21 protein-coding genes and 3 pseudogenes are annotated in these 20,895 nt (G+C 62.2%); all 24 read left to right on the top strand.

Translation table 11 applies throughout. From position 1 onward, the window contains the following. Nucleotides 1-34 precede the first annotated feature (34 nt). Nucleotides 35-199 (top strand): annotated as a pseudogene (locus IVA91_RS14525) (HupU protein); the annotation flags it as partial. A 24-nt stretch (nt 200-223) separates the two neighbouring features. Then, nucleotides 224-698: pseudogene (locus IVA91_RS14520) on the top strand (nickel-dependent hydrogenase large subunit); the annotation flags it as partial. A gap of 341 nt (nt 699-1,039) precedes the next feature. Further along, complete coding sequence (locus IVA91_RS14515; protein WP_247458860.1) at nt 1,040-2,131, top strand: hydrogenase small subunit; 1,092 nt, start codon at nt 1,040-1,042, stop codon at nt 2,129-2,131. Between the two features lie 30 nt (nt 2,132-2,161). After that, nucleotides 2,162-3,952 carry a nickel-dependent hydrogenase large subunit gene (locus IVA91_RS14510; protein ID WP_247458859.1) on the top strand — a complete coding sequence of 597 codons (1,791 nt, stop codon included), beginning with the start codon at nt 2,162-2,164 and terminating at the stop codon, nt 3,950-3,952. A gap of 16 nt (nt 3,953-3,968) precedes the next feature. Continuing rightward, nucleotides 3,969-4,712: a Ni/Fe-hydrogenase, b-type cytochrome subunit gene (cybH, locus tag IVA91_RS14505; protein ID WP_247354103.1), complete on the top strand. Its 744-nt coding sequence runs from the start codon at nt 3,969-3,971 to the stop codon at nt 4,710-4,712. Between the two features lie 18 nt (nt 4,713-4,730). Next, the gene (locus IVA91_RS14500) at nt 4,731-5,315 is read left to right on the top strand and encodes a HyaD/HybD family hydrogenase maturation endopeptidase (RefSeq protein WP_247458858.1); all 585 of its coding nucleotides are present in this window, start codon (nt 4,731-4,733) and stop codon (nt 5,313-5,315) included. A 25-nt stretch (nt 5,316-5,340) separates the two neighbouring features. Next, nucleotides 5,341-5,637, top strand: coding sequence for a HypC/HybG/HupF family hydrogenase formation chaperone (locus IVA91_RS14495; RefSeq protein ID WP_247277976.1), 297 nt, complete (start codon nt 5,341-5,343; stop codon nt 5,635-5,637). A gap of 236 nt (nt 5,638-5,873) precedes the next feature. Beyond that, nucleotides 5,874-6,316: pseudogene (locus tag IVA91_RS14490) on the top strand (hydrogenase accessory protein). Beyond that, nucleotides 6,313-7,170 carry a hydrogenase expression/formation protein gene (locus IVA91_RS14485; RefSeq protein WP_247458857.1) on the top strand — a complete coding sequence of 286 codons (858 nt, stop codon included), beginning with the start codon at nt 6,313-6,315 and terminating at the stop codon, nt 7,168-7,170. Before IVA91_RS14490 ends, IVA91_RS14485 begins: the two are co-directional and overlap by 4 nt. Beyond that, nucleotides 7,167-7,367, top strand: coding sequence for a rubredoxin (locus IVA91_RS14480; RefSeq protein WP_247277974.1), 201 nt, complete (start codon nt 7,167-7,169; stop codon nt 7,365-7,367). The genes IVA91_RS14485 and IVA91_RS14480 overlap by 4 nt, the downstream gene beginning before the upstream one ends. Further along, a complete protein-coding gene (gene hybE / locus IVA91_RS14475; RefSeq protein WP_247458856.1) occupies nt 7,364-7,879 on the top strand; it encodes a [NiFe]-hydrogenase assembly chaperone HybE in 516 nt (171 codons plus the stop codon). The genes IVA91_RS14480 and hybE overlap by 4 nt, the downstream gene beginning before the upstream one ends. Then, the gene (locus IVA91_RS14470) at nt 7,876-8,970 is read left to right on the top strand and encodes a nickel-dependent hydrogenase large subunit (RefSeq protein ID WP_247458855.1); all 1,095 of its coding nucleotides are present in this window, start codon (nt 7,876-7,878) and stop codon (nt 8,968-8,970) included. The genes hybE and IVA91_RS14470 overlap by 4 nt, the downstream gene beginning before the upstream one ends. Next, entirely contained in the window at nt 8,963-9,304 is a 342-nt protein-coding gene (gene hypA / locus IVA91_RS14465; protein WP_247277971.1) for a hydrogenase maturation nickel metallochaperone HypA, read from the top strand. Before IVA91_RS14470 ends, hypA begins: the two co-directional genes overlap by 8 nt. Further along, the gene (gene hypB, locus IVA91_RS14460; RefSeq protein WP_247277970.1) at nt 9,304-10,188 is read left to right on the top strand and encodes a hydrogenase nickel incorporation protein HypB; all 885 of its coding nucleotides are present in this window, start codon (nt 9,304-9,306) and stop codon (nt 10,186-10,188) included. Before hypA ends, hypB begins: the two co-directional genes overlap by 1 nt. Next, complete coding sequence (hypF, locus tag IVA91_RS14455; protein WP_247301000.1) at nt 10,185-12,434, top strand: carbamoyltransferase HypF; 2,250 nt, start codon at nt 10,185-10,187, stop codon at nt 12,432-12,434. The genes hypB and hypF overlap by 4 nt, the downstream gene beginning before the upstream one ends. Next, complete coding sequence (locus tag IVA91_RS14450; protein WP_247301001.1) at nt 12,434-12,670, top strand: HypC/HybG/HupF family hydrogenase formation chaperone; 237 nt, start codon at nt 12,434-12,436, stop codon at nt 12,668-12,670. Before hypF ends, IVA91_RS14450 begins: the two co-directional genes overlap by 1 nt. Then, a complete protein-coding gene (gene hypD / locus IVA91_RS14445) occupies nt 12,667-13,809 on the top strand; it encodes a hydrogenase formation protein HypD (RefSeq protein ID WP_247458854.1) in 1,143 nt (380 codons plus the stop codon). Before IVA91_RS14450 ends, hypD begins: the two co-directional genes overlap by 4 nt. Continuing rightward, complete coding sequence (gene hypE, locus IVA91_RS14440) at nt 13,806-14,846, top strand: hydrogenase expression/formation protein HypE (protein ID WP_247301004.1); 1,041 nt, start codon at nt 13,806-13,808, stop codon at nt 14,844-14,846. The genes hypD and hypE overlap by 4 nt, the downstream gene beginning before the upstream one ends. 8 nt (nt 14,847-14,854) lie before the next feature. Beyond that, entirely contained in the window at nt 14,855-15,283 is a 429-nt protein-coding gene (locus IVA91_RS14435) for a formyltransferase family protein (protein WP_247458853.1), read from the top strand. Nucleotides 15,284-16,828: 1,545 nt separating this feature from the next. Continuing rightward, nucleotides 16,829-17,230 (top strand): ABC transporter permease subunit, encoded by a 402-nt coding sequence (locus tag IVA91_RS14430; RefSeq protein ID WP_247458852.1) that lies wholly within the window; start codon nt 16,829-16,831, stop codon nt 17,228-17,230. Then, nucleotides 17,227-18,168 (top strand): ribokinase, encoded by a 942-nt coding sequence (locus tag IVA91_RS14425; protein ID WP_247335130.1) that lies wholly within the window; start codon nt 17,227-17,229, stop codon nt 18,166-18,168. The genes IVA91_RS14430 and IVA91_RS14425 overlap by 4 nt, the downstream gene beginning before the upstream one ends. Next, nucleotides 18,165-18,935 (top strand): SDR family oxidoreductase, encoded by a 771-nt coding sequence (locus IVA91_RS14420; protein WP_247301011.1) that lies wholly within the window; start codon nt 18,165-18,167, stop codon nt 18,933-18,935. Before IVA91_RS14425 ends, IVA91_RS14420 begins: the two co-directional genes overlap by 4 nt. Then, nucleotides 18,928-19,755: an HAD-IIA family hydrolase gene (locus IVA91_RS14415; RefSeq protein ID WP_247277958.1), complete on the top strand. Its 828-nt coding sequence runs from the start codon at nt 18,928-18,930 to the stop codon at nt 19,753-19,755. The genes IVA91_RS14420 and IVA91_RS14415 overlap by 8 nt, the downstream gene beginning before the upstream one ends. Continuing rightward, nucleotides 19,755-20,867: a sn-glycerol-3-phosphate ABC transporter ATP-binding protein UgpC gene (ugpC, locus tag IVA91_RS14410; protein ID WP_247458851.1), complete on the top strand. Its 1,113-nt coding sequence runs from the start codon at nt 19,755-19,757 to the stop codon at nt 20,865-20,867. The genes IVA91_RS14415 and ugpC overlap by 1 nt, the downstream gene beginning before the upstream one ends. Nucleotides 20,868-20,895: the final 28 nt, after the last annotated feature.

Below are 20,895 nucleotides of genomic sequence, written 5' to 3'. Positions count from 1 at the left end.
CAAGTCGCTTCGCGTTTCACTGTGGAGAGAGACATCCGCAAAGCTTGCCGGCATTCCGGTCGGACTTCCGACCGACATGCCCAAGACCTCGTTCGTGGCGCTCGCGGCCCTGTCGAAGTCGGCGACGCCGCGGCGGGTGCGGCTGAATGCGACCGCTGTCGTGCTGCCCGGCCGCCCGATGGCCAAGCGCACGCCATGACGCGCTTCACGATGGTCCCCTCAACGCGTCGAGGGCGATCTCGAAGTTGGCCTCGATGTCGAGAGTGGGCGGGCCATGCCCGCGTAGGTGACGGCGCCGCCGTGGCGGCTTCGAGCAGATCCTGGAGGCGCGTCCGCCCATCGAAGCGCGGGCGCTGGCGCCGCGGATCTGCGGCATCTGCTCGGTCTCGCAGTCGGTCGCCGCGGCTGTCGCTCTTCGCGATGCGATGGCGGCCGAGGTCGCGCCGAACGGGATTCTCGCCACCAATCTCGCGCATGAGGCGGAGAAGGCCGGCGATCATCTCACGCACTTCTACATCTTCTTCATGCCGGACTTCGCTCGCGAGGCCTGTGCCGCGCACTCCTGGCATGAGGAGACACGGGACCGTTTCGCAGCGACGCGCGGCCTGCGGCACGCGATGTGTTGCCGGCGGGCGCGGCTGCTCGAACCTATGGGTATCTTCGCCGGGAAATGGCCGCATAGTCTGGCCTTCCAGCCGGCCGATGTCGGCGGCCCGCTGGAGCAGGCGCTGATCGGCACTGATGTCGGCGGCGCCGGCGCACGCTCGGTCGCCATCCAGCACGTCGTGCGCTCGTTCGATCCCTGGATGGCGTACACCGCGCATTGAGTGGTCTCTCGCGCGGGGACGGAAACTTCGTTGTCGCCTGAAATCGAATTGTTTCCGTTTTCTCGGTCGGGGCATGCGCGCGCACCGCAATTCGAGCAATTCAAATCTGCAACAATTTGCTATCACTCTACTTTCCTTACGCTCCCGGTGCTTGGCCTGCTTCTTGCTGTCCTTGGCGTCATAGACAAGTCAAAGCCGAGGCGGGACGATTCATGGGCGCGGCGACGGAAACGTTTTACAGCGTGATCAGGCGACAAGGTATCACGCGTCGGAGCTTTCACAAATTTTGCAGCCTGACTGCGACGAGTCTCGGCCTCGGGCCCCTGGAGGCGAGCCGCATCGCGAACGCGCTCGAGACCAAGCCGCGCGTGCCGGTGATCTGGATGCACGGGCTCGAATGCACCTGCTGTTCCGAGAGCTTCATTCGTTCCGCGCACCCGCTGGTGAAGGATGCCGTGCTCTCGATGATCTCGCTCGACTATGACGGCACCATCATGGCGGCCGCAGGCCACCAGGCGGAGGCGATCCTCGAAGAGACCCGCGCCAAGCACAAAGGGCAATACATTCTCGCGGTGGAAGGCAATCCGCCGCTGAACGAAGGCGGCATGTTCTGCATCGAGGGCGGCAAGCCGTTCGTCGAGAAGCTGAAGATGGTGGCGGAGGATGCGATGGCGATCATCGCCTGGGGCGCTTGCGCCTCGTGGGGCTGCGTGCAGGCGGCCAAGCCCAATCCGACGCAGGCGACGCCCATCGACAAGGTCATCGCCAACAAGCCGATCATCAAGGTGCCGGGATGCCCCCCGATCGCTGAAGTGATGACCGGTGCCATCACCTTCATCACCACTTTCGGCAAATTGCCCGAGCTCGATCGTCAGGGCCGGCCGAAGATGTTTTACTCGCAGCGTATCCACGACAAGTGCTACCGGCGGTCGCATTTCGACGCCGGCCAGTTCGTCGAGGAGTGGGACGACGAGGCGGCGCGCAAGGGCTATTGTCTCTACAAGATGGGCTGCAAGGGCCCGACCACCTACAACGCCTGCTCGACCGTGCGCTGGAATGGCGGCGTCTCTTTCCCGATCCAGTCGGGCCATGGCTGCATCGGCTGCTCGGAAGACGGATTCTGGGACAAGGGTTCGTTCTACGACCGTCTCACCAACATCAAGCAGTTCGGCATCGAGAAGAACGCCGACCAGATCGGCATGGTGGCGGCCGGAGCCGTCGGTGCGGCAGTCGCCGCGCATGCAGCGGTGACCGCGGTGAAGCGGCTCGCCGGCAAGCGCGAAGACGCGCACCACACCAGCTAAGCGCCAAAGAGATCCAAGAGTAACAAAATCATGGGTATCCAGACTCCCAACGGCTTCAATCGCGACAATTCCGGCAAGCGCATCGTCGTCGATCCGGTGACCCGTATCGAAGGTCACATGCGCGTCGAGGTCAATGTCGACGCCGATAACGTCATCCGAAACGCAGTCTCCAGCGGCACGATGTGGCGTGGGATCGAGGTGATCCTGAAGGATCGCGATCCCCGCGACGCCTGGGCGTTCACGGAACGGATCTGCGGCGTCTGCACCGGCACGCACGCGCTGACGTCGGTGCGCGCGGTCGAGAACGCGCTCGGGATCACCATTCCGGAGAACGCCAATTCGATCCGCAATCTGATGCAGCTTGCCTTGCAGGTGCACGACCACGTCGTTCACTTCTATCACCTGCACGCGCTGGATTGGGTCGATTTGGTCTGCGCGCTTTCGGCCGACCCGCGGGCAACCTCGACGCTCGCGCAGTCGATCTCGAGCTGGCCGCTGTCGTCGCCAGGTTACTTCAAGGACCTGCAAACCCGTCTCAAGAAGTTCTTCGAGTCGGGGCAGTTGGGGCCCTTCAAGAACGGCTATTGGGGCAGCAAGGCCTACAAGCTGCCGCCTGAGGCCAATCTGATGGCGGTCGCGCACTATCTGGAGGCGCTCGATTTCCAGAAGGAGATCGTCAAGATCCAAACCATCTTCGGCGGCAAGAATCCGCATCCGAACTGGCTCGTGGGCGGCGTGCCCTCTCCGATCAACGTCGACGGCACGGGCGCGGTCGGTGCCATCAACATCGAGCGCCTGAACCTGATCTCGTCGATCATCGATCGCCTGATCGAGTTCAACGAGCAGGTCTACCTGCCCGACGTGGCGGCGATCGGTTCGTTCTACAAGGACTGGCTCTACGGCGGCGGTCTTTCCGGCAAGAGCGTACTCTCTTATGGCGACGTGCCGGAACACGCCAACGACTACTCCTCCAAGAGCCTGAAGCTGCCGCGGGGCGCCATCATAAACGGCAATCTCTCGGAGGTGCTTCCCGTCGATCATGCCAACCCCGATGAGATCCAGGAGTTCGTGGTTCACTCCTGGTACAAATATCCCGACGAAACCAAGGGACTGCATCCCTGGGACGGCGTAACCGAGCCGAACTACGTGCTGGGGCCCAATGCGAAAGGCACCAAGACCGCGATCGAGCAGCTCGATGAGGGCGGAAAATATTCATGGATCAAGGCGCCGCGCTGGCGGGGTCACGCCATGGAGGTCGGCCCGCTGGCGCGTTGGGTGGTGGGCTATGCGCAGAACAAGGCCGAGTTCAAGGATCCTGTCGACAAGTTCCTGAAGGATATGGACCTTCCGCTATCGGCGCTGTTCTCGACGCTCGGTCGGACGGCGGCGCGCGCGCTGGAGTCGGTCTGGGCCGGACGACAAATGCGTTACTTCCAGGACAAGCTCGTCGCCAACATCAAGGCCGGCGACAGCTCGACCGCGAACGTCGACAAGTGGAAGCCGGAGAGCTGGCCGAAGGAGGCCAAGGGTTTTGGCTTCACCGAGGCGCCGCGCGGCGCACTCGCGCACTGGATCAAGATCAAGGAAACCAAGATCGACAATTACCAGTGCGTGGTGCCGACCACCTGGAACGGCTCACCGCGCGATCCGCAAGGGAACATCGGTGCATTCGAGGCCTCGCTGATGAACACCCCGATGGTCAATCCCGAGCAGCCTTTGGAGATTCTGCGCACGATCCATTCCTTCGATCCGTGCCTGGCCTGCTCCACGCATGTCATAAGTCCGGACGGCCAGGAAATGGCCAGCGTCAAGGTCAGGTGAAGCAGGGGGAAACGCCATGATGGATGTAGCTGCACGTCCGGCGGAAGCCGAGCCGGACCTCTCCGCGATAGCGGCCGATGCGGCCGGCGAACATGGGGTCTGCCGTCCCGCCGTCTATGTCTACGAAGCGCCGGTGCGGATCTGCCATTGGGTGAACGCGTTCTCGATCATCGTGCTGATGGTGACCGGTTATCTGATCGGAACGCCATTGCCGTCGGTCGAGGGGGAGGCCTCGGCGAACTTCGTGATGGGCTATATCCGCTTTGCCCATTTCGCGGCGGGGCAGGTGCTGGCGGTGTTCTTCCTTGCCCGCATTCTGTGGGCCTTCGTCGGAAATCACTATTCCCGGCAGATTTTCTATCTGCCGGTGCATCGCAAGCACTTCTGGAAGGAAGTGCTGCATGAAATCCGCTGGTATGCGTTCCTGGACCGCGAGCCGAAGATGTATGTCGGCCACAACCCGCTGGCGCGGACCGCGATGTTCACGGGCTTCACGCTGTTCGTGGCGTTCATGATCGTTACCGGCTTTGCGCTCTATTCGGAAGGTGCGGGTATCGACAGTTGGCAGCACAAGCTGTTCGGCTGGGTGTTCGCGATTTGGCCGAACAGCCAGGACGTTCACACCTGGCATCATCTCGGCATGTGGGCGCTGGTCGTGTTCGTGATGGTGCACATCTACGCCGCGGTCCGTGAGGACATCATGTCGCGCCAGAGCATCGTCTCCTCGATGATCTCCGGCGAGCGGCAATTCCGCGACTGAGAAACTGGAATGATACCGATGCCGACATCTTCGCAAGCAAACCGCATCCTGGTGCTCGGCATCGGCAACATCCTGTGGGCCGACGAAGGCTTTGGCGTGCGCGCGGTGGAGAAATTCCACCGCCGCTACGCCGCGCCCGACAACGTCACCATTCTCGACGGCGGCACGCAGGGGCTCTACCTCGTGAACTACCTGGAGGATGCGGATCGTTTGATCGTGTTCGACGCGATCGACTATGGGCTCGAGCCCGGGCAGTTGAAGCTCGTTCGCGACGACGAGGTGCCGCGTTTCACCGGCGCCAAGAAGATGAGCTTGCACCAGACCGGCTTCCAGGAGGTCATCAGCGCGGCCGACCTGCTTGGCCGTTGTCCGCGACATCTCGTATTGATCGGCTGCCAGCCGCTCGACCTCGAGGATTGGGGTGGCCCGCTGACACAGCCGGTGCGCGATCAGATCGCGCCGGCGCTCGAGCTTGGTTGCGAGATCCTGGCCGAATGGGGCGTCGAGGTGATGCCGCGCACCGCGCCGTTGGCAGAATCGGAGCGGCTGCTCGCCAACGACATCGATCATCAGCATTACGAGATGAGGGGGCGGCCGGCCTGACCGGCTGCACCATCGGAGATCCGCCATGTGCCTCGGCTTGCCGATGACGATCGTTGAGACTGACGGGATATCGGCGCTGTGCGAGTTCCGAGGCGAGCAGCGGCGCGTTTCGATGCTGCTGCTCTCGGACCCGCCGGCCGGTGCCAGGGTGCTGGTCCTTATCGACACCGCGGTTCGGCTTCTGCATGAGGCCGAGGCGCGCCTGATCGGCGCCGCGATCGACGGTCTGTGCGCGGCGATCAATGGCGAGGATTGCGATCGCTTCTTCGCCGACCTCATTGACCGCGAGCCGCAACTGCCCGAGCATCTCCGGCTTGATTAGGGCGGCAGCCCGCTCCGCGAGAGCCCGCGTCCTCGCTGGAAGATAAATTTCTATCTGCTAGGTTCATTCATCCGATATGGAAATTAGCTTTCCGTCCTGGGATTGATGCATCTTCTGTCGTGGAAATATATGATTCAAATCAACTAGATAAATCAGGAAAGGTGATAACCGTCCTTGGCACGTACCTTGCTGATCCCTATTCCCAGCAGAATCATAAGCTTGTCAGGGGAGGTCTGATGAAATTGCAGGAGGGAAGGCAGGAACTGGCGCGGCGTGGCTTGCCGGAGGTGGATGCTGCGACGGTCGATCGTTTTCTGAATACGACCGACGAGGCCCGCGCCATCGCCGTGTTGCTGTCGGCAGGAGACCCCGCGCGTTTTCCGGAGGCGACCGACGTCGCGGTCGTGCTGCCGGAGCTGATCGAGGCATTCAAGGGGCGGTTGCGTGCCGCGGTGATCGCCTGCGGTGCCGAGAGCGAACTCGGCCAGCGTTTTGGCGTACGCGTGCAGCCGACGCTGATCTTCGTCGCCAAGGGCGAGACACTCGGGCTGATCGCGAAGATCCAGGACTGGTCGATCTATGTCGACCGCATCACCAAGCTGATCGACCGTCCGCGCGGCACGAGCGCGTTGTCATGACAACCGTCGTTCCCCAACACCGCCAAGGTGTCGAACTATGAAAGCGGGCTTCTGGACTGCGCCCGAGGGGGCGGAGCAGCCGATCAACGTGTTTCCGATCGGCGATGAGAACCTGAACGCGACGAGCGGCAGCCTGACCGCCCCCGGAGCCTTGGCCAAGCTTGCCACGCTCGACAGCGCGGAACTCGCCAGGATCTGCCCGAACGCCGTCGAGCTGTTGTCGAAGGTGGCCGCAGGGATCGCGAGCCAGAAGGCCGACATGCCGACGCAACTGTTCCGGCTTGCCAATCTCAACGATCTCGAGCGCAAGCTGATTGTCGACGTGATGGGCGAGGGCGAAGTGGCCGCCGTCGTTGCGCTGCCCGATGGATCATTGGCGCAGATCCAGGAATCTGTGCTGGCCGGGATCTGGCGCGTGCGGCTCGACGCCAATCACGAATATCTCGAGGTCGGGCCGATCCCGGAGATCGTGAAGCGCGCCGCTGCCGATCTCACGGCTGCGGATTTTGAGATCGGGCAGGCCACCGAAGGTGCCATGAACGTGCTGCCGGTGCTTGCGGAAATCCGCGAGCGGGCGCTCGCATGGCGGCCGGGCATCCGCTCGCAGATCATCAATTTCACGCTGCTGCCGATGAGCCCGGTCGACATGAGTTTTCTCCAGGACACGATCAAGAACGGGCCGATCCAACTGGTTTCTCGCGGCTATGGTAGCTGCCGGGTGCTCTCCACGGGCATCCGCAATGTCTGGTCGGTGCAGTTCTTCAACGCCATGGACGCCATCATCCTCGATACGCTGGAGGTCGGCGGCGTGCCGACGGTGGCGATTGCGGCTGACGAGGACTTCGAGGACTCGGCTGAGCGGCTTCAGGAGATCATCGAGACCTATTTCAAATGAGCGGGTTCGAGAAGCGCCAGGATGTCGCCGATGTCACGCGGCTGGAATGCGGCATCTGCTGGACGATCTATGACCCCACTGATGGCGACGGGGTGGCACAGATCGAACCCCGCACTCCGTTCGCGGCGTTGCCGGAAGACTGGCGCTGCCCGAACTGCGACTCTCCAAAATCCAAGTTCATGGCGATCGAGTCATGACGGCTGATGCGCAAATTCCTGCCAGCGCCGCCGACGCCGACGCGTGGGGCGAGCTCTTGGCAGGAAGCTATCGGGAGATCGGCGAGCGCGCGATGCGCGATCTGCCGATCTACAACGACGCGCTCGGCGTCGAAGCGGTCGGTTTCCGCTGGTTCAACGGCACGACCACCGGCATCATGGTCACGCCCTGGTTCATGAACGTGGTGATGCCGGCGAGCGCGATCCGGCGGGATACGTCGGGCCCGAGCCTGCGAATCCGCTTCCCTGCGGGCGATATCGAATTCACTCTCAGCGAGGTCGGACAAATGGGCCTGATCGCGAGCTGCTCGCTGTTCTCGCCGATGTTCCAGTTCGCGGACATGGTCGCCGCGCGGGCGACGGCCGAAGCGACCCTCGCCGAGCTGATGCTGCCGGCCGACAGCGAGGAGGCGGTCCGTCGTCGCGAGCCCGCAACAAGCCCGATCGATCGGCGTAACTTCCTGCGCGGTGTTCTGACGGAGCGGTGCGGATGAGTCTGGCCTTCCGCAACGAGATCGACATCACGGTGTGGCTCGCCGGCGGCACGATTGCCGACGTCGCGATCCGGCCGCGCAGCCGGCCGCCGTTGACGCGCTTGTTCGCGGGAAAGCCGGCCTCGTCACTGCCGTCGGTGCTGTCGCGTCTGTTCTCCCTGTGCTCAATGGCGCATCAGGTAGCTTTCCTGTCCGCGGTCGAGGCGGCGCGGGGCGAGCATGCCAGTCTCGAGATCGAGCACGGTCGCGTCGTCGCTGTCGTCGCCGAACGCCTGACCGAATTGTTGCGCGGCCTGTTCGTTGGCCGTCTCACGCTTGACGGCGCCGGCGCCGCAGCCGTTCGTGCCATGATGGAGGCCACGGCCGTTCTGGGTGGCAGCATCGCCGAGCGCGGGGAGGCGGTCTCGCGCCGTGAGGCGGTGGCGAAGATCAGGGCATCGCTCGCCGCGCTCGGGATCGCGAGCGAGGAGCAAACCCCCGGGGCCGGCAGCGCGCTGGCGGTACATCTTGCGAATTTCGATGGGCATGCCTTGCTGCCGCCGGTGGTCGAAGAGTCATTCCTGTCGGCAGCCGACGATCTCGAAATCGTTATGCGGCTGCTTGCCGATGGCGCGATATTCTCCGATGCGCCTGATCTCCATGGCCGGATTCCGGAGACCGGCGTCTGGGCACGGCGGGTTGGGCGTGAGCCGATCCTGCCGCCGGGCGCGGGGCCCGCCGAGCGTCTGAAGGCGCGGATCGCGGAAGTGGCGCGGCTCTGCGCCTTCCTAGAGGCGGACGATGGGACAGTCGAGGACGCCGTCCTCCAGAGCTACCGGCTGGGGACCGGCAGAGGCGCGGGTGCCGTCGAATGCGCGCGGGGCCGGCTGTATCATGCCGTCGAGCTCGACGATGAAGACCACATCGTCCGCTTCGAATTCTTGGCCCCGACGGAGTGGAATTTCCATGCCCGCGGGCCGTTGGTTCGCAGCCTCCAGGGATCCGTTCTCGCCGGGGGCCGGCAGGGGCTGCATGCGGTCCGCACGCTCGTCAGCTCGTTCGATCCGTGCGTCGGCTTCAGCCTCAGCTTCCGCGAGATCGGCCATGCATGAGATAGCGCTGTGCGAAGGAATCATCGAAATTATCCAGGAGGAGTCGCGCAAGCGCGCCTTCGCTAGGGTGAACGTCGTGTGCCTGGAGATCGGTGCGCTCAGCCATGTTGCGCCTGAGGCGATGAAGTTCTGCTTCGAGGCCGTCGCCGCGCCCACCATTGCGCAAGGGGCAAGGCTCGAGATCGTCGAGACGCCGGGGGCGGCCTGGTGCATGGCCTGCTCCAAAGGCGTCGAGATCAAGCAGCGCTATGAGCCATGTCCGTCCTGCGGCAGCTATCAATTGCAGGCGACCGGCGGCGAAGAGATGCGCGTGAGGGAGCTGGAGGTCGATTGATGTGCACGGTATGCGGTTGCAGTGATGCCAAAGCGTCCATCGAACACACCCATGATCATTCCCATGAGCACGATCATTCGCATCATCATGGGCACAGCCACGACCATCACCATCATCATGATCACGCGCCCGGTGATAGCGGGCTGGTCGATTGCAGCGCCAATCCGGCAGGCCAGCAGATCGCCGGCATGAGCAGCGACCGCATCATCCAGGTCGATCGCGACATTCTCTGCAAGAACAATCGGCTTGCCGCCGACAACCGCGCGCGCTTCCGAACCGACGACGTGCTCGTCTTCAACCTGGTCTCGAGCCCCGGCGCCGGAAAAACCTCGCTTCTAGTTCGTGCCGTGTCCGAGCTGAAGGACAGCTTTCCGATTGGCGTGATCGAAGGCGATCAACAGACCTCCAACGATGCCGAACGGATCCGCTCGACCGGCGTGCCGGCGATCCAAATCAATACCGGCAAGGGCTGCCATCTCGATGCCGCCATGGTCGGCGAAGCCTATAACCGCTTGCCCTGGCTTAACGGCGGCATCCTCTTCATCGAGAACGTCGGTAATCTCGTCTGTCCCGCGGCGTTCGATCTCGGCGAGGCCTGCAAGATCGTGGTGTTCTCGACCACGGAAGGCGAGGACAAGCCGCTGAAATATCCGGACATGTTCGCAGCCTCCTCTCTGATGCTGATCAACAAGATCGATCTTGCGCCCGTACTCGACTTCGATCTTGCAAGGACGATCGAATATGCGCGCCGGGTCAGTCCGAAGATTGAGGTTTCGACGGTGTCGGCGCGCTCCGGTGAGGGTTTTGCGGCATTCTATGCCTGGATTCGCAAGCGGATTGCACAGATGAAGCCGACCGAGATGGCCGTGTCGGGATCAGCATGAGCGGCGAGGCCATGGCGCGAGACCGAACACGGCTGCGCCTGCAGGTGCGCGGCGCCGTGCAGGGCGTGGGCTTTCGTCCCTACATCTACGGCCTCGCCGCGCGCTATCGGCTGGGCGGCTTCGTTGCCAATGATCCCGGTGGCGTGGTGATCGAGGTCGAGGGCGACCGCGCCGCCGATTTTGTCGATGCGCTGCCGCTGGAAAAACCGCCACTGGCTCGGATAGACGAGATTTCCGTGCAACCGGTCGGCATCACCGAAAGCGACGAGTTCCACATCCGCGTCAGTGAGCAGGGCAAGGTCTCGACCCGGATCGCCGCCGATGCCGCGACCTGTCCGCAGTGTCTGAGCGAGCTGTTTGATCCGGCGAGCCGCTTCCATCTCTATCCTTTCGTCAATTGCACCCATTGCGGCCCGCGCTACACCATCGCCGAGCGGCTGCCCTATGACCGCCGTACCACCGCGATGAGACGCTTCGCGATGTGCACGGCCTGCGCAGCAGACTATGCCGATCCGGCGAGCCGTCGCTTCCACGCCGAAGCAATTGCCTGCCCGCGCTGTGGGCCAAGGATCAGTCATGATACCAAGCAGATCGCCACTGCGATCGCTGATGGAAGGATCGTCGCGATCAAGGGGCTCGGCGGATATCAATTGCTGTGCAATGCCCGTGAAGATGCGGCTGTGTGGCGTCTGCGGCGCCGGAAGCATCGCAATCAGAAGCCGTTCGCCGTGATGGTCGGTTCGACGGATGTGGTCGGCGAGATCGCTGAAATCGATGGGGTCGGGCTCGCGCTGCTGGAATCCTCGCCGCGGCCCATCGTGCTGATGAGATCCCGCGATATGCTCCCGCCCGCGATTGCGCCGGAGCTGTCGCGGATCGGCGTCATGCTGCCCGTCGCGCCGCTGCATCATCTTGTGCTGAAGGCGCTCAATTCGGCGCATCCGCGAGCGGACGGCGCAAGTTGGGCGATCGTGGCAACCAGCGCCAATCCTGGCGGCGAGCCGCTGGTGGTCGTCAATGACGAGGCCAAACGGCGGCTTGCCGGCATCGCCGACCTGATCGTCACGCATGACCGCGACATCGTCACCCGCGCGGACGACTCTGTCGTGTCGGTGGTCGCGGGCCGAGCGCAGTTCATCCGCCGCGCCCGCGGCTATATTCCCGAGCCGATTAGACTCGCGAAGTCCGTCCCGTCGGTGCTTGCGGTCGGCGGCGCGCTGAAGTCGACGGTCACCGTCATCCGCGGCAACGAAGCCTTCGTCTCCCAGCACATCGGCGATCTCGACACCGCGGAAGGCATTCGCTTTTTCGAGGAGACGGTGGATCACCTGCTCTCGACGCTGGACATCGAGCCGGTCGTCATCGCCCATGACCTGCATCCGAACATGGCCTCGACCCGTTTCGCCGAAGCCAGCGGGAGGCGGCTGATCGCGGTCCAGCATCACCATGCCCATGCGGCATCCGTGATGGCGGAACATGGCGTCGCAGGGCCAGCGTTGGCGCTGGTGCTCGACGGCTTCGGCTATGGCAGCGACGGTGGCAATTGGGGCGGCGAGTTGCTCTCGTGCGATGGTGCACGCTTCCGGCGGCTCGGACATCTGGCGCCGATGAAGATGCCCGGTGGCGATCGCGCGACGCGCGAGCCGTGGCGCATGGCCGCGAGCGTGCTGCACGCCTTGCGGCGCGGCGACGCGATTGCGAAGCGCTTTGCGATGCAGCCGCAGGCTGCGCGTCTCTGCGCTATGCTCGACCAGCCCGGCGTGGCGACGACGACCAGCGCCGGCCGGCTGTTTGACGCGGCGGCGGCGCTGCTTGGTCTCTGTCCGGTGCAGAGTTACGAGGGCGAAGCCGCAATGAAGCTGGAAGCGCGTGTCCGCACACCGCGCCTCGCGGAGGACGGCTGGACGATCGAGAATGGCGTGCTGTCTCTTTTCCCCTTGCTCGAGCGCCTTGCGGTCGATCCGGTCGATGGGGCCGACCTCTTCCATGGCACCTTCGCCGCCGCCTGCATCGACTGGATCGCGCGCGCGGCACTGGAGACCAGCGTAACGACCGTCATCCTGAGCGGTGGCTGCTTCCTCAACGCGATCCTCGCAAGCGAGATCGGGCGCGGCTGCGTCGCCGCCGGGCTCTCGCCGTTGCTGCCTCGCCAGGTGCCGTCCAATGACGGCGGCCTTAGCCTCGGGCAGGCCTGGGTCGCCGCGCTCCAACTCCTCGAACAGCAAGGCCCGGAAGGAAACGCCTGATGTGTCTCGCGATACCTGCTGAGGTCACAAAGCTCCTGCCCGACGACATGGCCGTCGTCTCGATCGATGGCGTCAGCAAGGAGATCTCGGTGGCGCTGATCGAAAACCTCGCCGTCGGCGACTACGTGATCATCCATGTGGGCTACGCCCTGACCAAGATCGATCCGGAGGAGGCGCAGCGGACGCTGGGGCTGTTGCGTGAAATCGGCGCCGAAAGCCGGGAGGCCGCGCAATGAAATATGCCGACGAGTTTCGCGACAAGGAGATCGCGCTGGGATTGGCGAAGGCGATTCGCTCGGAGGCCGATCCGGAAAAATCCTATCGTTTCATGGAATTTTGCGGCGGCCACACGCATGCAATCTCCCGCTACGGGCTCGAGGACATGCTGCCGAAGAACGTGCGGATGATCCACGGCCCCGGCTGCCCTGTCTGCGTCTTGCCAGCGGGACGCATCGACATGGCGATCCGGCTCGCCGAGCGGCCGGACGTGATCCTTTGCGTCTACGGCGACCTGATGCGGGTGCCGGGCTCGCAGGGTGGCTCGCTGCTGAAGGCGAAGGCGCGCGGCGGCGACGTCCGTATGGTTTATTCCACGATTGATGCAATCCGTGTTGCGGAAGAAATTCCCGGCCGCGCGGTCGTGTTCTTCGCCATCGGCTTCGAGACCACGACGCCGCCGACCGCCGTGATGATCCGGCTCGCTGAGAAGAAGCAGCTCAAGAACTTCAGCGTGTTCTGCAATCATGTGCTGACGCCGCCGGCGATGCAGAACATCCTGGAAAGCCCCGATATCCGCAATATCGGCCGCGTCGAGATCGACGGCTTCGTCGGGCCGGGCCATGTCTCGACCATCATCGGCACCGAGCCTTACGAGTTCTTTGCCGAAGAATTCAGCAAGCCGGTGGTGATCGCGGGCTTCGAGCCGCTCGACATGATGCAGGCGATCCTGATGCTGGTGCGGCAGGTCAACGAGCACCGGCATGAGGTGGAGAACCAGTATAGCCGCGCAGTGACCCGTGACGGCAATCTGCGCGCCAAGGAGGAGGTCTCCGACATCTTCGAGCTGCGCGACCAGTTCGAGTGGCGCGGTCTCGGCCTAGTGCCTTATAGCGGGCTCAAGCTGAAGCGGGCCCACGCCAAATACGACGCCGAGGTCCGCTTCGACATGAACGAGCTTCGCGTTGCCGACAGTCCGGCCTGTGAATGCGGCGCCATCCTGCGCGGCGTGAAGAAGCCGGTCGACTGCAAGCTGTTCGGCACGGTGTGCACGCCGGAGACGCCGATGGGGTCCTGCATGGTCTCGTCCGAGGGTGCATGTGCGGCACACTGGACTTACGGCCGCTTCCGCGATCATCAGCAACGGCGCGCGTCATGAAAGCCCATCAGCGCAAGCTCGACATAAGGAACGGCTGCGTCGACCTGTCCCACGGATCCGGTGGCCGCGCGATGTCGCAACTGATCTCGGGCCTGTTCCACGAGGCCTTCGGCAATGAATGGCTGGCGTGCGGCAACGACCAGTCTGCGTTCGATGTCGGCGCCGGGCGCATGGTGATGACGACCGACGGCTATGTGGTCTCGCCGCTGTTCTTTCCGGGCGGCAATATCGGCTCGCTCGCCGTGCATGGCACGGTCAACGACATCGCCATGGCCGGCGCGCGGCCCCTCTATCTCTCAGCGAGCTTTATCATCGAGGAAGGTTTTCGTTTCTCCGACCTGAAGATGATTGCGGATTCCATGGGCGAGGCTGCGCGAGCCGCGGGCGTCTACATCATCACCGGTGACACGAAGGTCGTCGAGCGCGGCAAGGCCGACGGCCTGTTCATCTCGACAGCCGGGGTCGGTGTCGTGCCTGCCGGGCTCGACCTCTCTGCTGGGAATGCCCGCGTCGGCGATCGTGTCCTGATCTCTGGAACGCTCGGGGACCATGGCGTCGCCATCATGTCCAAACGCCAGAACCTCGCTTTTGAGACCGAGATCGTCTCTGATTCCGCGTCGTTGCATGATTTCGTGGCGAGCATGCTGGCGGCCGGCGGCAAGGGCATCCGTTTGATGCGCGATCCCACCCGCGGTGGGCTCGCCGCGACGCTGAACGAGATCGCCCAGCAGTCCGGCCTCGGCTTCCGACTTCAGGAGGCGGCGATCCCGGTGAAGCCAGGTGTTGCTGCGGCCTGCGAACTGCTCGGGCTCGATCCGCTCTACGTCGCCAACGAAGGCAAGCTCGCAGCGATCGTGGCGCCCGAGGTTGCAGCAGCCGTGCTTGCGGCGATGCGGGTGCATCCGTTCGGCCGTGATGCCGCCGAGATCGGCGAGGCCGTGGCAGACGACCACCATTTCGTGCAGATGGCGACGAGCTTTGGCGGCGGAAGGATCGTCGACTGGCTGTCGGGCGAACAATTACCTCGGATCTGTTGAGGCTCAGGATGCGCATTCTGCTTTTGTCGCATTCCTTGAACAACCTGACGCAGCGGCTGCATGTCGAACTCTGCGAGCGTAACCATGAGATCTCGGTCGAGCTCGATATCCATCCCGACGTGACCCGCGAAGTGTCTCGCTGTATCCGCCGACCTCGTTATCGCGCCGTTCTTGAAAAGGCCGATCCCGGACGATGTCTGGCTGGCGTGCGTTGCCTCATCGTGCACCCCGGCCCGCCAGGTGACCGCGGTCCTGCGGCTCTCGACCGGGCCATTCTCGAGGGCGTCGCGGAGTGGGGTGTCACGGTGCTGCAGGCGGATGGCGAGTTCGACGCCGGTCCGATCTGGGTCTTGTCGGCTCGAGCGATTGCGCTGGCTTTCTTCCCTAACCACGGACACGCTGCAGACCGCGTTCAAAGCGTCATTCCGCTGCGATGATTTCAAACAATAATCGCCGTTGGCAATCTCGCCCATCTTGCCTCTGTCTCATCGAATGCAGGCGGGGGCTCCCAAGGCGGGATTCGATCTGCTCCGCATGCTTTTCTGACCAAGGCAGGCGCTTCGGCTTCGCCAAAGCAGCCTTCAAGTTTACATCTCACCGACCTCATAGCCAGGGGATATCGGATCTCGCCAGTTAAAAAGACTGGCGCACCCTGCGCCAGGCGATGCAGCTATACGCGCCCTACTGGCTCGATCTGTTGATTTGCGCCGAGAATGCGGGTCAGAGCGCAGGATTTCACAGTTAAGACCCTGTTTGTTGCATCAATTAAGATTCAGGTATCGTTAGGTTCAGCAGTCACGGCGAAGCACTCAAATTGAATGTTCCGGTCGCCAAGGAGGGCGCACTCAGACTCTTGCGCCAATCGTGCGCCGAGAGGCTTGGCATTGTCGTCCCGTAGGTCAGTGCTGCGGTGAAGAAGATGCAGGAGGCACCCACGTAACGCCGACAGGAGGCGAGAATGCACGATAGCTCTTATCGTTCCCAGCACGGTTCAGTAAAGTTCTGCGCAATGTGCGGTCGAAGGTTTGGGCTCGTACGCTACTACAGCTGGCGAACGGCACTTTGCTCCAAGAAATGCGTCGACCGGTTCAGGGAGCGGCGGGAAGCCGACCATAAATGGCTTCGTCGGTTGCGGACGGCTTGAGACTGGCGAGATCAGTCCACAAATCGATGATATGCAGTCGGCCGTAGGTTCCCTCGCAATCCAGAAGATCGGCGGGATCATAAGCCGGGTCTCGGAAATCTCATGGCGATCCCGTCTGCAGTTGAGAGCAGGGGGTAGCCAGCCACGCAAAGGCATTTCCCGAAACGTGCAGCAGGAGCGTAAGGCGGCAATGGGATGCATTGCCGACGTCAAACGCGGCGCAACGGACGCCTGTTCGGCTTTAATCCAGCTGCTTGTCTTGGCACAGAGGCGGTCCAACGACAGCGGCGACTGAAGACCCGAGTCGAGAAGTTCCTGATGATGGTTCGCGTACCCTAAAGCTGCCTAGTAGGCGCTTCCACCGTCCTGAAGGAAGATCAACGGGCAGCACAATCCGAAATGAAGGAATCAAATGGATACAGCTGAGACTTCGTCCGAAGTTGCGGGCGCAAACATCATCACTGTTCCGTTCGAGGAGAGAAACCAGATCTCAGAGACCAGGAGACATTGTCAAACATTGCGACGGAGCATCGAGAGTTTGCGCGAATGTCTCAGGAGCATTGAGAGCATGACTGGGAGCGTTGATGACCGGCGCGTGCGCGAGAACCTTCAATGCCAAATAAACTCGTTGAATGAACTGCTGCTGCTGAGGCTTAGTCAATTATCGACGATTGATCACGCGTTGCAGCAAACGCTTCGCTCTATCGGGTTGCGGAGCCCGTAGATCGAAACGGGTCCTCGCGTTCAATGCGAGGCCTGTTTAGGGCCAGGACCTCCGCGAAGGCTGCTTGAGCGCAACTCGAGGAATTGATTTGCACGATCAACCCAACCCCTGAGCATGATCTGGGTCTATCAGGTCGTCACACTGCCGATGATGGTTTGGCTGAGCCGCTCCTACATTGAAGACATCCCAAAGGATATCGAGGAGGCAGCCGCGATGGATGGCGCGAGACCTTTCCGGGTCATGTTGCATATCGTGCTGCCGCTCTTGAAGCCCGGCCTGATCGGTGCCTCGTTGCTCATCTTTCTGCTTGCCTGGCACAACTTCGCGCTCGGTCTCATCCTCAGCTCGACCAAGGCGCCGGTGACGGTGGCTCTTCTCAAGCTGCTCAACCCCGGCGTGCAGTTCTACCCTGTCATGGCCGCAGGGTTGGTCCTGACAATGATCATTCCCGTCATTTTGATCGTTATCGGCCAGCGTCACCTCGAACGTGGCCTCACCTTCGGTGCCGTAAAATGAGTGTCAGGCCATTGATGTTCTTTGGAACGACAAATATCGATCTCTGCTTCAGTGTCGAGCGACTGCCAACGCCGGGTGAAAGCCTGATGGGCACATTGACCCGCAACCCTGGAGGGAAGGCCGCCAATCAGGCCGTTGCCGCTGCCCGGCTCGGGCTCAAGCCACACTTCTACACGCGTCTTGGCGATGACGAAGCCGGGCACTCCCTGTTGCAGTCGCTGCGCGAGGCCGGTGTTCGCGCGGATGCCATCAAGATCTGTGCGGGCGAGATCTCTGGTTCGGCCATGGTTATGGTCGGTGACGACGGCTCCAATATGATTGTCATCGACCCTGGCGCCAATCTGAACGTGACGCCAGATATGATCGAGGGCGCGGCGCAATTCATAGAGCCCGATGCGATCGTGGTCGCCGAAATGGGCATGCCGATCGGAGCGCTCAATCGGCTCTTCGAAATGAAATGCGAGAAGGAATTTAAGCTCATCTTCAACCCGGCGCCGGTGCGGCCGGGGCTTTCATCGGCGGCCTGGCGAAGTGTTGATTTCGTGACGCCGAACCAGGCCGAAGCTTTTGAGCTGACGGGGATCGAGGTGTACGACTTCAACAGCGCCGCGCACGCAGCCATGAGGCTTGTTGATCTCGGGCCGAGTGCCGCGCTGATCACCCTGGGTGCACAAGGCGTATACTATGCCGATGCGGAAACGTCTTTTGCGCTTCGGGCCTTTCCCGTCAAGGTGATTGATACCACGGCCGCGGGAGATGCTTTCAACGGAGCGTTCGCCGCATCACTCGCCCAGCGGCTGCCGTTAAGGGAAGCAGTGAGGAAGGCGCTGGCCGTGGCCTCGCTTTGTGTGACACGGCGCGGCGCTCAAAGCTCCATGCCGAGCGCGGAGGCGGTTGACGAGTTTCTGAAGTCACAAACGATCTTGGAGTTGGAATGACTGAACAGTTCTCAGTTTTAGGTAGAACGGTGCTCGTGACCGGAGCCGGCGGCGGCATCGGGTCTGCCATTGTGAATGCATTTAGGGCAGGAGGGGCGAACGTCCTTGCCACTGACACCAACCTTGCAAACCTCAGAGACACTTTGGCAAGCTTGCGCTATGGCAACGGCGTCCTGCCCATGGCAATGGATGTCACTCGCGAGGAGGACGTCGCCCGGGTCCTCGATGAGATTGCCAAGAACTTTGGCCGGCTCGATGTGCTGGTCAACAACGCCGGCATCAAGTCTGCCCAGCCGCTCCTAAAAGGCAGTGCCGCGACGATCGAGCGCACCATCCAGATCAATTCGGTTGCTGTTCTGCGATGCTCGAAATTAGCGATCGAGCGCTTCATGCAAGCCAGGGGAGGCCGCATCGTCAACGTCGGTTCCTCACTGTCCTCACAGGGGGCAGTCTTCAACTACCAGGCCGGTGGCGCCGACTATTGCTTGTCGAAGGCAATCGTTCACGACGTTACCAAACTGCTTGCCTATGAATGCGCGCCCCTCAACATCAATGTGAACGCAATCGCGCCCGGAATCATCGATACGCCGATGCATGGACGTCCGCGTGAGGAGACCGAAGCTCGCCACAGCGGCCGGATTCCCTTGGGGCGGGTCGGGGTGCCGGAGGATATCGCAGGTCTTGCCGTCTTTCTGGCAAGTCCTGCAGCTTCCTATATGACCGGGCAGATCGTTCACGTGAATGGCGGGATGCTGATGAATGGCTAACACGGGCTTTCGCATCAACTGGCCGCCAATAGAAGGCATCATTTCGGATCTGGATGGCGTGGTCTATCGCGGGAGTGCTGCGATTGCCGATGCTATCCAGGTATTTGGACGATGGCAGGCGGCGGGACTGCCGTTCTGCTTCGTGACAAACAATTCAACGCACACGCCAGAGGACGTCGTCCGCAAACTGGAGGCGTTTGGCCTTGCCATCGCGCCGACAAACGTTGTTACGAGTGCTGTCACCGCCGCCGAACTCCTCCGCGCGAAATACCAGGACCTTGCGCGTGTATTTGTCATCGGCGCGCCATCCCTCGTGAAGGCTATCGCCGACATCGGGCTCGAGGTCACCGATCGGAAACCTGATGCCGTCGTCATGGGGCTGGACCGTCAGATCACGCATGAAAAGATGCGGATTGCGGTGGAAGCGATTTTGGACGGAGCGGTGTTCATCGGTACCAACCCCGATCTCCTCTTGCCGACGGCAGGAGGTTTCGAGCCCGGAGCTGGCGCGACGATCATGGCCGTGGCTGCTGCCACGAAAGTTGAGCCCCTGATCGTTGGTAAGCCCGAGCCGCACATGATTGAGACGGCACTTGCGCGCCTGGGCACCGCTCGCAGTGCCACATTGCTGATTGGCGACCAGATTCCGACGGATATTCAGGCCGGGAGCCGTGCAGGGTTGCTGACCGTGCTGGTGACCACCGGCGTTCCGCCCCGAGAGGATTCATCACTGATGCCGCCCGATTTCGTCGTATCCAGTCTGGCGGAGATCGAGGTGGCGCCGGCGCTGGTTGGAAGCTCGCGACAGAGGAGAGCGTGATGGCCGATGTTCGTTTGGAAGGCGTGAGTAAAGCGTTCGGGACCATCCAGATCCTGCGGAACATCGACCTGACCATCGATCATGGCGAATTCGCCGTCTTCGTTGGACCATCGGGCTCGGGCAAGTCGACGCTGCTACGAATGATCGGAGGGTTGGAGCGCATCAGCGGTGGTCGGCTCTTGATCGACAATGAGGTCGTCAACAATGTTGACGCGGCCGACCGTAACCTCGGCATGGTATTTCAGAGCTACGCTCTCTATCCGCACATGACGGTGCGAGAGAACCTCGCCTTTCCCCTAAGGATGGCCAAGGCTGCGAGGGCCGAGATTGATACCAAAGTCGTTGAGACGGCATCGCTGTTGCAGATCAATCATCTGTTAGATCGTAAACCTCGACAACTTTCAGGGGGACAGCGCCAGCGGGTGGCCATTGGGCGCGCGATTGTACGCGAACCCAAGGTGTTCCTGTTCGATGAGCCGCTGTCGAACCTTGACACGGAATTGCGGGTGCAGATGCGGGTCCAGATTGCCAAGCTGCACAGGCAGCTTGGAAACACCATGATCTATGTGACGCACGACCAGGTCGAGGCCATGACGATGGCCGACAAGATTGTCGTGCTCAAGGACGGCAATATTGAGCAAGTCGGAAGCCCGCATGATCTTTATCACAATCCTGCGTCCCGATTTGTGGCGGGATTCATTGGCTCGCCCAAGATGAATTTTCTCAACGGCCACATCGAGGCTGCACACGAGGCGGGCCTGGACGTCAAACTGGACGCGGGGACGACGGTCTCCGTGCCCGTCCAGCCGGATCAATTGCTCGTCGGCAAGCCGATCACGCTCGGAATTCGGCCTGATGATTTCTCTCCGTCTTCGGCGGTGAGGAAGGAGATCGCAATCGAACTCGACGTCGATTTTGTCGAGCATCTTGGCAGCGTCACATACATCTACGGCAACGCTGGAAATGAAACAGTGGTTGCAAAGGCGCCAAAGGCCGAGCCCCCCAGGGGGCTTGGCAAGGTTCGTCTTGCAGCCTCGCCTGTGGACTGCCATCTCTTCATGACGAACGGAAAGGCGCTGCGACGGTTGCACGCGCCCGCAAATTGGGGCTAATTATTGGACCTGCCGTGCAAAAAGCGGG

The sequence above is a fragment of the Bradyrhizobium sp. 153 genome, from assembly GCF_023073835.1.
Taxonomy (GTDB): domain Bacteria; phylum Pseudomonadota; class Alphaproteobacteria; order Rhizobiales; family Xanthobacteraceae; genus Bradyrhizobium.
Note: the sequence above shows the minus strand (reverse complement) of the source record. Positions and strands in the feature narration are given on the sequence as shown.